Here is a 14,635-nt window from a genome sequence, read left to right as displayed (position 1 = left end):
GCAGGTCGCGGAGATCCAAATCCGCATCGCCGTGCTAAACCGTTACACAGTTCTTGGCATACCCGTCACAGTGCCCCTAGGATAAATCCGTCCGGGGAAAGGGGAAGAACGCTCAGACCCCGATTGGTGCAACAAAGCCGTCCCGCTACACACACCCCTCTTTCACCTCATGTAAACAAACAACAAGCCAATAATGTAAAAAAGATTTACATAGACACTTGAAGACAAGCCCCCGCACTCCGATATGCTGTAATGTGAAGGGGATATACATAACCCCAACGACCACACAGCCAGTCATCAAGACTGCACAAACCTGGAGACGGAAAATGACAACTATGACCTCGCCCACCCCGACCCTCAGCCAGCAGGGTTGGTTCTCGCGCAGCGAAGCCTGGCTGGATCAAAAGGGCAAAGGGGCCTGGATCGCCACAATGGTGCTTGGCTTTGTCTTTTTCTGGCCCATCGGCCTCGCCCTTCTTTTTTACATGATCTGGAGCAAACGTATGTTCAATAAATCCTGCCGCAGCCACAGCCGCAAACCCTGGGCCAGCCACGGAATGTCGGCGATGAAACCCTCTGGCAACTCCGCCTTTGACGCCTACAAAGCAGACACTCTGCGCCGCCTGGAACAAGAACAGAGCGATTTTGAGGGCTTTATGCAGCGCCTGCGCGAAGCCAAGGACAAAGCGGAATTTGACCAGTTTATGGATGAGCGCAGCGAAGTTGCCGCAGAAGATGGCAGCGACGAAGACATCGCCGCTAAATCCCACTAACCCGACTTTGATCCAGGTCTGCGCTCAGGATGGGCGCAGACCGCCTCTCCCTTTTTACAGCACTCCACAAAAGGACCCATCATGACCGCCCTGCCCGACCCTGACTACCAGGCCGAATTTTATGACTCGGTAGCCCTCAAACGACTGGTGGCTTGGGTCATCGACAGTATCCTCATCGTGGGTCTGTGCCTCTTGACGGTGCTGTTTACGGCCTTCTTGGGGCTGTTCATCTGGCCGCTGCTCTACTTGGTGATCGGATTTGTCTATCGCACCGTGAGCATCGCCAACGGCTCTGCGACCCTGGGCATGCGGTTTGCCGGCATTGAGCTGCGCGACCTTTCGGGTCGGCGTCTGGATACTTCCCAGGCGACGCTGCATACCGCTGGCTTCACTCTCTCCCTGGCCATCCCAGTCCTCCAGGTGATCTCGATCATCATGATGCTCACTACCAGCCGCGGACAGGGTCTTACTGACGCCCTGTTGGGTACCGTGGTGATCAACAAGCGGGTCTGATCCCCAAAAGGGGGGAAGCCCTCTTGTCAAATTCGGGCGGGAGACCGCCCGGCTTTAACCACGTCTCATTGCTCGCTTGGCGCAGGGCTTGGCCATTGCTATCTTGCCCGGGACTCCTATGATCGAGACACCCATTCTAAGATTTGCCCCCGATGCGCCATACACTTCCCATTGCTCCCCAGTTCTATGTTACGGCGCCTCAGCCCTGCCCCTATCTGGAAAACCGGATGGAGCGGAAGCTGTTTACCTCGCTGCAGGGAGATGGCGCTGAGCAGCTAAATAACAGCCTGTCGCATCAGGGGTTTCGCCGTTCGCAGAATGTGTTGTACCGCCCGTCCTGTTCGGATTGTTCAGCCTGTATGTCGGCCCGGATTGACGTCAGTGCCTTTGCCATGCGGCGTAGCCAAAAACGCATCCTAAAACGCAACGACTATCTGATGCGCCGGGCGACTTCGCCCTGGGCCACCGAGGATCAATACGCCCTGTTTCGCCGCTATCTTGACAGTCGGCACTCGGACGGAGGCATGGCGGATATGGATGTCTTTGAATATGCCGCGATGATCGAAGAAACACCGATCCGCAGCCGGGTGGTGGAATATACAGAACCGCAGTTCAGTGGCCTAGTGGCGGTTTCCCTGACGGATGTGCTCGAGGATGGGTTGAGCATGGTCTATTCCTTCTACGACCCGGAAAAACCACAGGACTCACTAGGCACCTATATGATCCTGGATCATATCAAGATCGCGCTCGAATCCGGTCTGCCCTATGTCTATCTCGGCTATTGGGTGCCGGGCAGCAGCAAGATGGGCTACAAAGAGAAATTCTCTGGCCTTGAGATCTACCACCAAGGCGCCTGGAAAAAGATGCAGGACCCAGCAGAATATGCCGACAGCAGTCATCCGCTTTCCACCGATCCGATTGCCGAGCAGGTGGCCAATATACATCTGCCCGAACAGCCCGTGCATCGCCGCCGATGAGCCCGCCCCCTCAACAAGCTCTGCACGCCATCGCTTTGGTGGTGCCGGATTATGACGACGCCATCGCCTTTTATTGCGGCTGCCTGAACTGGCAACTGGCCGAGGATATTGACCAGGGCCATAAACGCTGGGTGCGTATCCTGCCGCCGGGGGCACAACAGGGCAGCCTGATCCTTGCCAAGGCCGAAGGGCCTGCACAGGAGGCTGCGGTTGGACAGCAGTTTGGTGGCCGTGTTGGCCTGTTCTTGGCAACGGATGACTTTGCCCGTGATCACGCCCAGATGCGCGCCGCTGGTGTGCGTTTTGAAGAGGCCCCAAGGCATGAGCCTTATGGAACTGTAGCGGTCTGGCAGGACCCTTTTGGCAATCGCTGGGATCTTTTGGAATTCAGCCAAGGCTGAAGACCAGACCTACGCCTTCAGCCCTCGATATCATGGTCTTTTAGGTAGGTATGTACGGCGCGGCTGCGCTGCGCAATCTGTTTGAGGAGCGTTGCATGGTCCAGGCGCAGAGCCAGCTTGGACTCCATATTGGCTCGCTTGTTGCAGAATTCATCAAACACGTCGTTCACATCCATCAGCCTATGAGCACTACGATCATAGACTTCGCGATACTGGCTCCACTGGGAGGCCGAGATGTCCCCCCGTGCGATCAGCTTTTCTGCGGCCTCCAGGATTTGTTCAACATCCATCAATGCCCGTTCGATACCTGCCTCAGGGCGTGCTTCAATTTCGCTCAGCTCCTGCAATTCCTGAAAGAGTCCGTTCTGGATATCCTCGATCGTCTCAGGGGTAAGCTCATCCAGATAGGCGTCGATCTTGCGCATATGCGCTTTGTCAGACAGCAGGTGATCGCGCATGGCATGCAGGTAGTATTCCACCGCAGTCAGCCTCTTGTTCACGGCTTTGATCTGCTTGCTCGCCTGCTGATAGGCCGTGTCGTATCGCTTTTTGGCGGCCCGCCAATCTTTAACCAAGGACATGGAGTACCATTCCCCTTTACTACAGCCCCAGACCCCCACCTGAAAACTGCCGTCAGCCTAGTTCGTATTGGAAAATTGTAAAGTCTCAAGAGGGTGGATTGGGAGCGATATTTGTTGAGAAATCATAACAAAAGGGGCCCCAAATTGGAGCCCCTTTTCTATTTTCCCTGGTGATACTGGTCAGTTAGGGATCAGCGCAGGTACGATGGTCACGATGGAAGGGAACAACCACAGGATTGCCAGACCAGCCACCTGGATCAGCACGAAGGGTAGAACCCCGCGATAGATATGACCCGTTGTGACCTCTTTTGGAGCCACCCCGCGCAGATAGAACAGCGCAAAGCCAAAGGGCGGCGTCAAGAAGGAGGTCTGCAGATTCACCGCAACCATGATGGTCACCCATTTGGGATCAAACGATCCGCCGTAGATCACCGGCCCAACAATCGGGATCACGATGTAGATGATCTCGAGGAAGTCGAGCACAAAGCCCAGGAAGAACAAGACCAGCATAACGATCAGGAAGACCGTCATCTCATTGTCAAAGCTCTTCAGGAACTGCTGGATATAGTGTTCACCGCCAAAGGAGATCACCACCAGATTGAGAAGCTGCGAGCCGATCAGAATGGTGAAGACCATGGATGTGACCTTAGCAGTTTCACGCACTACTGGAGTCAGCACGCCACCCTTGAACAGCACCCAGCAGCCATAGAGCAGACCAAAGAGCGCATAGAGATAGGCACCATAGGCAAAGAAGAAGGCAACCCAGCTTTCAAAACTGACATTGGACTGGTTGATCCGCAGGTCAAAATTCACCCCGATCAGGATTGCAATCATCACGGCAAGGGTTGCCCAGATGATGATCTTGCCCGACTTCCCCTGATCCTGCAGCTTGCGGTAGGCCGCCAGCATGATCGCACCACCGGCCCCAAGCGCCGCTGCCGGCGTCGGGTTGGTAATACCACCCAGGATCGATCCCAGCACCGCAACAATCAGAACCAGCGGTGGAAACACCACCCGGATCAGGTCATTGCCTGCACAACGGGCCGCTGCTTCGCGGGTGCCATAGAGCGCCAGCCAGAAGGGTAGCGCCAGCCACAGAACCGTCACACCCGGCGTTGTCGTTGGAGCTACCACCAGGACATCAACCAGCAGAACGATCAACAGACCAATGGCCCCGAGGATCAGCGGCTTCACGTCCCGTGAAGGTGCCACCCCGCGTCCAATCGCCAGAACCAGACCCATCATCACAACAAGGACAGTGATACCAGTGCCGATAGGAGCCGCGGCCGCGATCTTGTCAATCTTGGCCTGTTCGAACTCCTCTTCTGTCAGCTTGGTTGCCTGAGCAACACCGCCAGCAGCATCAATCGCAGTCTGTTCAGCAATGGCTGCATCCCAGGCCTCTTGACCATGCAGGTCAATCATTGCGGCCTGACAGTCGGGACCAACATTGGTCCGCAGTGAGGCCGTTTGACCCGCATCAGAGAAGGCTGAAACCGTGATATTCTGCGAGCCGATTGCGCCAAAGGAGCTCAGCAGCATTGCGCCACCAATCAGGGCAGCGGGTGCACCAAGGAACCACAGCAGAGCTTCGTTGCGGGTAACCGGCTCATTCTTGCTGGGTTCCAGAGCAACCGCAGGGGCCTTCTCTGGGTTCAGCAGCGCATAGCCAAAGGCATACAGCGCATAAAGAAGGGCCAGCATGATCCCCGGCAGCAAGGCCGCCTGGAATAGGGTACCAACCGAAACAACCGCTGGTTCACCCAGATAGGTCAGCGCGTCGGAACAGCCTGCATCCATCGCCCGGCTTTCCTGAGCCGTGGAATACAAATCGCCAGCCAGTGTCCCCAACAGAACAATCACGATCGACGGTGGAATGATCTGTCCCAGGGTCCCCGAGGCTGCGATCACGCCGGTCGCCAGTTCCGGCGAGTAGTTGTTGCGCAGCATGGTGGGCAGAGCCAGAAGGCCCATGGTCACCACGGTGGCACCAACGATACCGGTGGAGGCCGCCAGGAAGGCACCAACCACAACAATAGATACCGCCAGACCACCGGGCAGCGGGCCAAAGACCCGGGCCATGGTTGTCAGCAGATCATTGGCGATTTTGGAACGTTCCAGGGTGATTCCCATCAGAACAAACATCAAGACCGCCAACAGGGTTTCAATCGAAGCCCCCGCCAGAACACGTTCGTTCATACGGTTCACGATAAAGGAGACGTTGCGGTCCATCGCATGTTCCCAACCCTGTACAAAGACAGGCTCGGCGATGCGCGGAAGTTCCGGATATCGGAAGACCGAAATGACATCGGGTTTCACCCCGCTGCTCACCAGGTCCTGATACAACGGCGAGGATGTATCGATGGCTTGGTGGATCAGCAGACCAGCGCTGTCCAGCGCTGCAATGATCCCGAAGGAGATGATACCAGCACCGCCGATGGCAAAGGCCACCGGGAAGCCGGAGAGAATGCCTCCGAAAAGGCAAAGGAATACGATGAGCAGGCCGAGTTCGACGCCATCAAGACCGAAAAGCATATCAGCTGTCCCTTAGGTTAATGAGCGCCTTCATAGGCTTCTTCGCCCTCACCAAGAGTATCCTTGTCGAGGTATTTGTTTTCACTGCCCTGTCCTTCGATGAACTCCAGCAAGGAGCGATAGAAGAAGGCAGCAGCGTGGATAAAGACGATACCGGCAAAGGTCACCAGCAAGATCTTAAAGAGGAAGTATCCGTTAAAGCCGTTGGGGCTGAAGCCGATGGTCTCGACGTTCCAGCGCAGTGCGCGGGCTTTCATCACCAGACGTTCCAGACTGTCCGAAGCCGAGGGCTTTGGCACAATCAGATGGCGCCACAGGAAATACCAGCCATACATCCAGGTCAGTACGGCGGCTGGCATCATGAAGATGATCGAGCCCACCATATCCACAACGCGTTTGGCGCGGAAACTGATGCCCGAATAGATCAGGTCAACCCGCACATGTCCGCCCTGCACAAAGGTGTAGGTCACACAGAGGCAAACCACCAAGGCATTGTAGAACTTCAATTCTTCGGCGAACCAACTGATGTCTTTTTCAACAGCGATGCCAAGACCAAAGCTCATGTCCGGCCGGGCAAAAATCCGCTGCATAAAGACGATGATGATCTGCTGGATCACCATGATCAGACCCGCCCAGGCAAAGAACCGCCCGATGCCATTGGCAAAGCCTTCAAGCACCCGCACCATGCCCCACATGAACTGGCGTCTGAACAGGCCAATCGCGGTCAGGATCAGGAACAGAGTGAAGACTACAAAAAAGAACTCCACCGAGCCGCCATAGTAGACAAAGCGCATGATCGAGGTCTTGTCAGACCAATCAAGCCAGAGCTGCGGGTGAGTTACGGCGTAGCCGAAATTGTAAAAGGCGCCGGCAATGTTCTGGACCAGCCAGATCAAACCGTTAAAGACAGCGCCGAAAAAGGAAATGCCTGTATCGTCTTGCATTTTTCCCTCGGATGATTGCATGCGGCGGGGTAAAGCGCGGTCTCGCTCCAAAGCGATATGCAAGAGCGACCACTGTCTTCTGACCTGCGGCAAAAATGAAAAAGGGACCCCCCGCACCCGGCGGGGGATCCTAAAGACGCTTTAGATGGGGTTAACCCAGTACGCGGTCACGCTGCGCGGTGTAGACACCGGAGGACAGGTTGTTCCACAGCGAAGAGGACTTCATGGAAGTCTGGGCGCTGTCGTAGATCTTCTTGAACAGCTCGTCGCCCATGTTCTCTGCCATAACTTCTTTCGAAGCTTCGCCGAATGCATCCCAAACCGCATCAGGGAATTCCATGACCTTGACGCCACCGGCCTGCAGACGCTGCAGAGCTGCGCCGTTGTTGGCCAGGAACTGCGACAGGTTCCACTGATGGCATTCGCCGGAGGCAACTTCGATCATCTTCTGCTGACCAGGTGTCAGGCTGTCAAAGACGTCACGGTTGGTTGCTACCGACAGAGCCGCGCCTGGCTCGTGGAAGCCAGCGGTGTAATAGGTCTTGGTGATTTCCTGGAAACCAGCTTTTTCGTCAGCCCATGGGCCGATCCACTCGGTACCGTCGATCGCGCCAGAAGACAGCGCCTGGTACACTTCGGAGCCAGGGATGTTCTGAACGGAAGCGCCCAGTTTACCCAGAGCCTTGCCGCCGAGGCCAGGCATACGGAACTTCAGACCGTTGAAGTCTTCTGGGCTGTTGATCTCTTTCGAGTACCAGCCGCCAGCCTGGGCGCCGGTGTTGCCGCCGAGGAAGGATTTCAGACCAAAGATCTGACCCAGCTCGTCGTGCAGTTCCATGCCGCCGTCCTGGTAGTACCAGTTGGCCATTTCGGTAGCGGTCATGCCGAATGGTACGGCAGTGAAGAAGGCGTAGCCTGGGTGCTGACCAACAAAGTAGTAGTCGGCGCCGTGGTACATGTCGGCCTGACCGGAGGAAACCGCGTCAAACACTTCAAATGCGCCAACCAGTTCGCCAGCGGCTTTGATGTCTACGGTCAGCTGACCGTCGGACATTGTCGAGATATTGTCAGCAACACGCTGGGCGGCGTCAAAAACGCCTGCCAGACCACGGCCCCAAGTGGTAACCATGGTCAGGGTGCGCTTACCCGTTGCATAGGCCGGTGCGGCCAGAGTGGTTGCAGCTGCGGCGGTCCCGCCCAGCGCAGAAGTCTTCAAAAAAGAACGACGATCCATAATAGTGCTCCTCCCTTAAGTAGTGCCAATGTCCAGTTTTGTCCGGACGGATCTCTTAGAGTGGCGCCAGCCTAGCCGTGCTGCGGCACTTGTGAATACCTAGTACTGCGTAGGCACGGCCAAAATTCCCAAAAACCCCTGAGCTAACGCCTTTTTTTCACGAATCTGTCGCGAATCTCCCGCATCGAGTCCGGAAATTGCCGCCGCAGGCCTTTGATTCGGTTGCGCGATTGCGTAACGATTCGGCACATGGCCACATTCCGCACCCTTTTTCGCCCGAACTACGCACAGAAGCTATCAATTCTGGCCACACTGCCGCTTGTTGTTGCAGTGGCAGCAATTGCGCTTCTGGTGGCTGTCCAGTCCCGTGCCTCGGCTGAGCGCGAAATCCAGGCGCTGACGGAACAGTTGCTGGCGGCGAAAAAGGCAGAGCTGCGCAACTATGTGACTCAGGCCCGCAATGGGTTTTCGTTTATCTATGGCCGCGCCGCCCCCGACGATTTTGAGGCCAAAGAGCAGGTAGCGCAGATCCTTTCCTCGATGATCTATGGCACCGATGGGTTCTTCTTTGTCTATGACTACGACGGCACTAATCTGGTCAGCCCGCGTCAGACAGAGTTTATTACCCGCAATTGGTCCGGGCTCACCGATAGCCAGGGCACCCCAGTCGTGGATGAATTCATCAGGCTGGCACGACAGGGTGCTGGCTGGCACACATTCATGTGGCAAAAACCCTCTACCGGCGAAGAGGCGCAAATGATTGCCTATGTTGTCGGCCTGCAGGACTGGCAATGGGCCGTGGGCACAGGCGTGTTTATCGATGATGTTCTGGCCTCGGTCGCCGCCGCCCGCGCCGAGGTGGAATCTCGGGTACAACAGACCTTCCTCTATATCGGCGTCATCACCCTGGCCGCGCTGATAGTGGTCTTTGCCTCAGGCATGGTGCTCAATATCCGTGAGCGCCGCCTGGCGGATGCCAAGCTCAAGGAGCTGACCCAGCGGGTCTTTGACACCCAGGAAGAAGAGCGTGGCCGGGTGGCGCGGGAGCTGCATGACGGCATCAGCCAAATCCTGGTCGGGGTGCGCTTTGCCCTGGACAACGCCAGCCGTCGGCTCAAACGCGGCGATCTGGACCGCGCCCTGCCCCCCCTAGACAAGGGTATCGAAAGCCTCGCCAGCGCCATCACCGAAGTCCGCCGCATCAGCCGCGATCTGCGCCCCGGCGTGCTGGACGATCTGGGGCTTGGGCCTGCGCTCAAATCCCTGACGGATGATTTTGCCACCCGCACCGGGATCAAATCCGAGTTCAGCACCGTGGTGTTTCGCAACCGACTCGATCCGGAGGCCAAGATCGCGCTGTACCGGATTGCCCAGGAAGCCCTGATGAATATCGAGCGCCACGCCGATGCCACAGTGATGACCATGGATCTGCGCGGCCATGCCAAGGGGGCAACCCTGCGCATTTCTGACAATGGCGCCGGTCTGCCACCAGATCAGGACCGTATGGGACCGGGCATTGGCCTGCGGAATATGCAGGAACGGATCGAGCAGCTTGACGGCACCTTACGCATTCTGTCATCACGTGGCACCCAAAGCGGCACCGTGATCGAAGCCATCCTGCCCCTGAGCCATCTGCTGGCACCGGGAGAAACTCTTGGCGAAGAGCAGCGGAGCAAATCTGTTTAGGGCTGTCGCCTGTGGCACAGCCTGCAACGGCTGCACCGCGAACGGGCATAGGGGGAAGACATGAGCAAAACAGTCCGGGTTCTTATTGTCGATGACCATCCAATGGTCGCCGAAGGCATTCAGTCCATTCTCGAAAGCTATGACGATGTCGAGGTTCTCGCCTGCCTCAACGATGGCGCCGAAGCGGTTGAACAGGCCCAAGTGCTCTCCCCGGATGTGATCCTGATGGATCTCAACATGCCGCGCCTAGGCGGGCTGAGCGCAACAGAGATGATCCTCGAGCGGCTGCCGCAGACCCGGATTGTCATACTGACCATGCATGACAGCCCCGAATATATCTCTACCGCGCTCAGCCATGGTGCGATGGGCTATATCCTCAAGGACGTCCCCACCGAAGAGATCAAGCTCGCCATTGATACGGTGATGCGCAACGAGCGCTACCTGTGTACCGGTGCCAAGGGCTCGCTAAAACCCAAGGACGGTGAGACACGAGAGGCCCTGACCGGGCGCGAACAAACCATCTTGCTGGAGCTGGCACAGGGCAAGTCCAACAAGGAAGTCGCCCTGACCCTGGATATTTCGGTGCGCACGGTGGAGACCCACCGCAAGAACATCAAACGCAAGCTCGGCATCTCTTCCACCGCCGGGCTGACGCGCTACGCGTTGGAACATGGTGTTCTACAGGGCACCGGCCACGAGTTTTGATGCTGCTTAGGGGCTTGCAGCAATCGGCATGCCAAACAAAGCCAAAGTGCCGTCCTCGTCCGCGACATGGAACTCCCGCTGGCCATAGGGTTGGTCAAAAGGCGCGCGCAGCCGCCCGGTTGGCAGCAGGCTCAATTCTGGCGACAATTCAGTAAACAGGGCATCCACATCATCGGTGTCGATGTAAAAGGAGGTCTCCCCTCCCAATGGCCTGCCATCCGGGTTGGGTGGGCTTTCCAGCAACCGCAACGCCACAGGACCGCGATTCAGGTAGGCATAATTGTCAGCCTGAAAGCCACAGGCAAAGCCCAGCACCCGGCAATAGAAATCGATCTGGCGCTGGAGGTCACTACACAGGACAAACGGCGTCACCTGTAAAAGATCAGTCATAACACTTCTCCCAATTGGCCAGGGTCCCTAGACTTTGGTGCAATAAGGCGCTGCAGCACAGGTTTCGTCAATCATAAGTTCTCCCTCCTCTGGAGGGTAGAGAACCCGGCTATTTGCATACGCCAAAGCCCCTCGCAGCATCACCGGGATGGTTTCAGGTCACAATTCACACCCTATTTTCCAAAAATGTCGCCGCAGCAGGCCTGCGACGCAAGAAAATGTCCCAAATGGGGTGATTTTCAGTGGCTTTGCCTGTTGACGCCCCGTTCCAGCAATCATAATGTTCGCTGCAACGCAGTAAAGGAGAGCTTGGTGATGACCAGCCTAGTCGTAATTGTAGGAACCAAGCGCATGGGCCGGTAACGGTAGACCACAATCAAACCCATGCGCCTCCCCTTGAACAAGCGGAGGCTTTTTTTATGCGTAATGGACGATGCCGCCAATTGGAGCAAATAGCAGATGACACGTGAAATGACCGGCGCAAAGATGATCGTTGAAGCCCTGAAGGAACAGGGCGTTGACACTGTATTCGGATACCCTGGTGGTGCCGTGTTACCCATCTATGACGAAATTTTCCTGCAAAACGACATTCGCCACATTCTGGTGCGTCACGAGCAGGGCGCGGTCCATGCCGCCGAAGGCTATGCCCGCTCCACTGGCAAGCCCGGCGTTGTCCTGGTGACCTCGGGCCCCGGAGCCACCAATGCGGTGACCGGCCTCACCGATGCGCTGCTAGACTCCATTCCGCTGGTGGTTCTCACCGGTCAGGTTCCCACCTTTATGATTGGCTCTGACGCCTTTCAGGAGGCCGATACCGTGGGCATCACCCGTCCCTGCACCAAACATAACTGGTTGGTGAAAGACACAGACAAGCTTGCCGCAACCCTGCACGAGGGCTTCCATGTGGCCACATCCGGCCGCCCCGGCCCGGTCTTGATCGACATCCCCAAGGATGTGCAGTTTGCCACCGGAACCTATCAACCGGCCAAGCCAACTGCCTCGCGCTATCAGCCTGGCGTGAAAGGCGATATGGAAGAGATCACCGAACTGGTTGCCGCGATCGAGGCCGCCGAACGCCCGGTGTTTTACACCGGCGGGGGCGTGATCAACTCTGGCCCGGCTGCCTGCCAGCTGCTGCGTGAACTGGTGGATGCGACCGGCATCCCAGTTACCTCCACCCTGATGGGGCTTGGCGCCTATCCTGCCTCGGGTGAAAACTGGCTCGGTATGTTGGGGATGCATGGGCTTTATGAGGCAAATCTGGCGATGCATGACTGCGATCTGATGATCAATGTCGGCGCCCGTTTTGACGACCGGATTACCGGCCGCATCGATGCCTTTAGCCCGAACTCCAAAAAGGCCCATATCGATATTGATCCCTCGTCGATCAACAAGGTGATCCGCATCGACATTCCAATTGTCGGAGATGTGGGCCATGTGCTTGAGGATCTGCTCAAGGTCTGGAAGGCCCGCGGCCGCAAGGTAAACCGCGAAGCCATTGCCAAATGGCAAAAACAGGTGGGCGAGTGGCGCAAGGTGAATTGCCTCGCCTATACTGGCTCGGAGAAGGTCATCAAGCCGCAATATGCCCTGCAGCGCCTGGAAGAGCTGACCAAGGATCGTGACCGCTATGTCACCACCGAGGTCGGCCAGCACCAGATGTGGGCAGCGCAGTACCTCAATTTTGAGGACCCCAACCGTTGGATGACCTCTGGCGGGCTGGGCACTATGGGCTATGGCTTCCCCGCTTCGATCGGGGTGCAGATGGCGCATCCGGACAGCCTAGTGATCAATGTGGCTGGTGAAGCCTCCTGGTTGATGAACATGCAGGAAATGGGCACTGCCGCCCAATACCGCCTGCCAGTGAAACAGTTCATCCTCAACAATGAGCGCCTCGGCATGGTGCGCCAATGGCAGGAACTGCTGCACGGCGAACGTTACAGCCACTCCTGGTCTGAATCGCTGCCGGATTTTGTCAAGCTCGCCGAAGCCTTTGGTGCCAAAGGCATCATCTGCTCCGATCCTGCTGATCTGGATGATGCGATCATGGAGATGATCACCTACGACGGCCCGGTGATCTTTGATTGTCTGGTGGAAAAGCACGAAAACTGCTTCCCGATGATCCCGAGCGGCAAGGCCCATAACGAGATGCTGATGGGCGAGGCCGATACCCAGGGTGTCATCCAATCCACCGGCGCGGTTTTGGTGTAACCCGTCGCAGGAACAGAATTCCGCAGGGCCGTTGTGCCCTGCCCCTCTAATTGGCCCGACTTCAGAAAGGGACATAAATGTCTGCCCTACATATCAAAAAAGGCTCTACCCGCCATTCCGCCTACAACCTACGCCCCAATTTTTCGGATGTTCAGGAACGCCATACATTGGCCGTTCTGGTGGAGAACGAACCCGGCGTTCTCGCCCGCGTCATCGGATTGTTCGCGGGTCGCGGCTATAATATCGAAAGCCTGACCGTCGCCGAAGTCGATCACACAGGTCATCTATCGCGCATCACTGTGGTGACCACCGGCACCCCCCAGGTGATTGAGCAGATCAAAGCCCAGCTTGGCCGCATCGTGTCTGTCTACGAAGTCCACGACCTCACTGTAGAGGGCGCTTCGGTTGAGCGCGAGCTGGCGATTTTCAAGGTGGTTGGCGAAGGTGACAAACGGGTCGAAGCCCTGCGTCTGGCAGATATTTTCCGCGCCAATGTTGTCGACAGCACCCTGAACAGTTTCATCTTTGAAATCACAGGCGCGCCGGAAAAAATCGATGCCTTTGCCGACCTGATGCGCCCACTAGGTCTTGCAGAGGTCGCGCGCACCGGAGTTGCAGCCCTGCTGCGCGGTGAATAGCCTAAAGCCAGGGTGAGCTGAAACAGTCCCAAAACGACAGAGGCCGGTCTTAGGACCGGCCTTTTTGTACGTACCAACTTTTGAAACCGTAGTGGCAGAAATCATCCCTACAGGCTCAAGACTTCCGCAAGGGCAGGCCCCTAGCATGGGCCAGGCCTTAAGCGCTGCGACGGCGGCGGGACTGCCCCACAGGGAAAGAGATAACGTTTCTCACTGTCCCTTCCAGCGGCACACTACTCCCCGATTTGGAGCCGGATTGGGGTGGATCTAACCCTTCTTCTACCTTGGTCCGGGCAGCCTTTTCCTGGCGCAATCGCGGCGCTGGCTCAGAGGTCTTTCCCGTATTGGAAACCACCCCTCCTCGAGCCCCAGGAACACAGGCTTCGACCAGTTTCGGGCCCAGATTCGCATTTGGCACATCACTGGCCCCAACGAGGTCATGAACCAACCCTGGGCTTCTGGGTTCCTGCAGAACCTTAATGTCGCGGGCAACTCGCAGGTCACCGTCTAGTATCAGATTGAAGCACACCCAATCGCCAACACAAGTTTCGAAGGTATCAAATGTACCAGCATGTGTGTAGAAGGCCAGATCGCCTTGATCTTCACACCAGATCACTGCCTTTCCGACGGTCGCGTCACTCCAAAGAACAATTCCTATCATCGCGGGCCTCGTATCCTGGACAAATTGAGTTTGGTTCAATTGCTCCCATTGCAACATCGTCAAAAATGCGTCTAGTCATTGCATTTTGTGTCTACACCTCTAAGGTTCTGCTACAGACTAGGGTCGGCATGACGCAAACTAGCGTCCAAACGTAAATTTTTCTTGCGTTCTGTGCCACAATAAGAGGATACGCAGCGCCCCATGCCGGACACACTGGACGCAACTGGTCACCAGGATGCAAAGCACCCCCGGACGCCGGCACAGCTGCGAAACATGTTTGGCACCAATCTGCGTCACCTTGCTCAGAATTATCCCTCCGTTTCTGAGCTGGCTCGGCGCCTCGGGATCAACCGAACCCAGTTCAATCGCTACATGTCAGGGGAGAG

General features: G+C 56.7%; 13 protein-coding genes and 1 pseudogene. 9 read left to right on the top strand and 5 right to left on the bottom strand.

The window, feature by feature from the left end; all coding sequences use genetic code 11:
- Positions 1–326: 326 nt before the first annotated feature.
- From ABJP42_RS07390 to ABJP42_RS07375, 4 genes are all read left to right on the top strand, one after another.
- A complete protein-coding gene (locus ABJP42_RS07390; protein WP_348339687.1) occupies positions 327–773 on the top strand; it encodes a DUF2852 domain-containing protein in 447 nt (148 codons plus the stop codon).
- A gap of 81 nt (positions 774–854) precedes the next feature.
- Positions 855–1,286, top strand: coding sequence for an RDD family protein (locus ABJP42_RS07385; protein ID WP_348339686.1), 432 nt, complete (start codon positions 855–857; stop codon positions 1,284–1,286).
- Positions 1,287–1,438: 152 nt separating this feature from the next.
- Positions 1,439–2,263, top strand: coding sequence for an arginyltransferase (locus ABJP42_RS07380; protein ID WP_348339685.1), 825 nt, complete (start codon positions 1,439–1,441; stop codon positions 2,261–2,263).
- Positions 2,260–2,664 carry a VOC family protein gene (locus ABJP42_RS07375; RefSeq protein ID WP_348339684.1) on the top strand — a complete coding sequence of 135 codons (405 nt, stop codon included), beginning with the start codon at positions 2,260–2,262 and terminating at the stop codon, positions 2,662–2,664. Before ABJP42_RS07380 ends, ABJP42_RS07375 begins: the two co-directional genes overlap by 4 nt.
- Before the next feature lie 17 nt (positions 2,665–2,681).
- Here ABJP42_RS07375 and ABJP42_RS07370 read toward each other — a convergent pair whose 3' ends face one another.
- The 4 genes from ABJP42_RS07370 to ABJP42_RS07355 all read right to left on the bottom strand — a co-directional run bounded on the left by ABJP42_RS07370 (position 2,682) and on the right by ABJP42_RS07355 (position 7,958).
- Positions 2,682–3,245, bottom strand: a complete 564-nt coding sequence (locus ABJP42_RS07370; RefSeq protein ID WP_348339683.1) for a hypothetical protein — start codon at positions 3,243–3,245, stop codon at positions 2,682–2,684.
- Positions 3,246–3,425: 180 nt separating this feature from the next.
- The gene (locus ABJP42_RS07365) at positions 3,426–5,780 is read right to left on the bottom strand and encodes a TRAP transporter large permease (protein ID WP_348339682.1); all 2,355 of its coding nucleotides are present in this window, start codon (positions 5,778–5,780) and stop codon (positions 3,426–3,428) included.
- Between the two features lie 17 nt (positions 5,781–5,797).
- Positions 5,798–6,724: a TRAP transporter small permease subunit gene (locus ABJP42_RS07360; protein ID WP_348339681.1), complete on the bottom strand. Its 927-nt coding sequence runs from the start codon at positions 6,722–6,724 to the stop codon at positions 5,798–5,800.
- A 151-nt stretch (positions 6,725–6,875) separates the two neighbouring features.
- The gene (locus ABJP42_RS07355) at positions 6,876–7,958 is read right to left on the bottom strand and encodes a TRAP transporter substrate-binding protein (protein WP_348339680.1); all 1,083 of its coding nucleotides are present in this window, start codon (positions 7,956–7,958) and stop codon (positions 6,876–6,878) included.
- A 249-nt stretch (positions 7,959–8,207) separates the two neighbouring features.
- Between ABJP42_RS07355 and ABJP42_RS07350 the strand changes: the two genes are divergently transcribed.
- Together ABJP42_RS07350 and ABJP42_RS07345 are read left to right on the top strand one after the other, a co-directional pair.
- Positions 8,208–9,644: a cache domain-containing protein gene (locus ABJP42_RS07350; protein ID WP_348339679.1), complete on the top strand. Its 1,437-nt coding sequence runs from the start codon at positions 8,208–8,210 to the stop codon at positions 9,642–9,644.
- 60 nt (positions 9,645–9,704) lie between these two features.
- The gene (locus ABJP42_RS07345; protein ID WP_348339678.1) at positions 9,705–10,349 is read left to right on the top strand and encodes a response regulator transcription factor; all 645 of its coding nucleotides are present in this window, start codon (positions 9,705–9,707) and stop codon (positions 10,347–10,349) included.
- Positions 10,350–10,355: 6 nt separating this feature from the next.
- On the opposite strand, the gene ABJP42_RS07340 is transcribed toward ABJP42_RS07345, so the two are convergent.
- On the bottom strand, positions 10,356–10,739 hold the full coding sequence (locus ABJP42_RS07340) for a bleomycin resistance protein (protein ID WP_348339677.1): 384 nt from the start codon (positions 10,737–10,739) through the stop codon (positions 10,356–10,358).
- A 459-nt stretch (positions 10,740–11,198) separates the two neighbouring features.
- On the opposite strand from ABJP42_RS07340, the gene ABJP42_RS07335 reads away from it, so the two are divergent.
- From ABJP42_RS07335 to ABJP42_RS07325, 3 genes and pseudogenes are all read left to right on the top strand, one after another.
- Entirely contained in the window at positions 11,199–12,950 is a 1,752-nt protein-coding gene (locus ABJP42_RS07335; protein ID WP_348339676.1) for an acetolactate synthase 3 large subunit, read from the top strand.
- Between the two features lie 77 nt (positions 12,951–13,027).
- Positions 13,028–13,588, top strand: a complete 561-nt coding sequence (gene ilvN / locus ABJP42_RS07330; protein WP_348339675.1) for an acetolactate synthase small subunit — start codon at positions 13,028–13,030, stop codon at positions 13,586–13,588.
- An 862-nt stretch (positions 13,589–14,450) separates the two neighbouring features.
- Positions 14,451–14,635, top strand: a pseudogene (locus tag ABJP42_RS07325) (helix-turn-helix domain-containing protein); the annotation flags it as partial.

Source organism: Pseudophaeobacter sp., from assembly GCF_039971195.1.
In the GTDB taxonomy this organism is placed as follows: domain Bacteria; phylum Pseudomonadota; class Alphaproteobacteria; order Rhodobacterales; family Rhodobacteraceae; genus Pseudophaeobacter.
The sequence above is the reverse complement of the archived record's forward strand: the minus strand, read 5'-3'. Positions and strand labels throughout refer to the sequence as shown.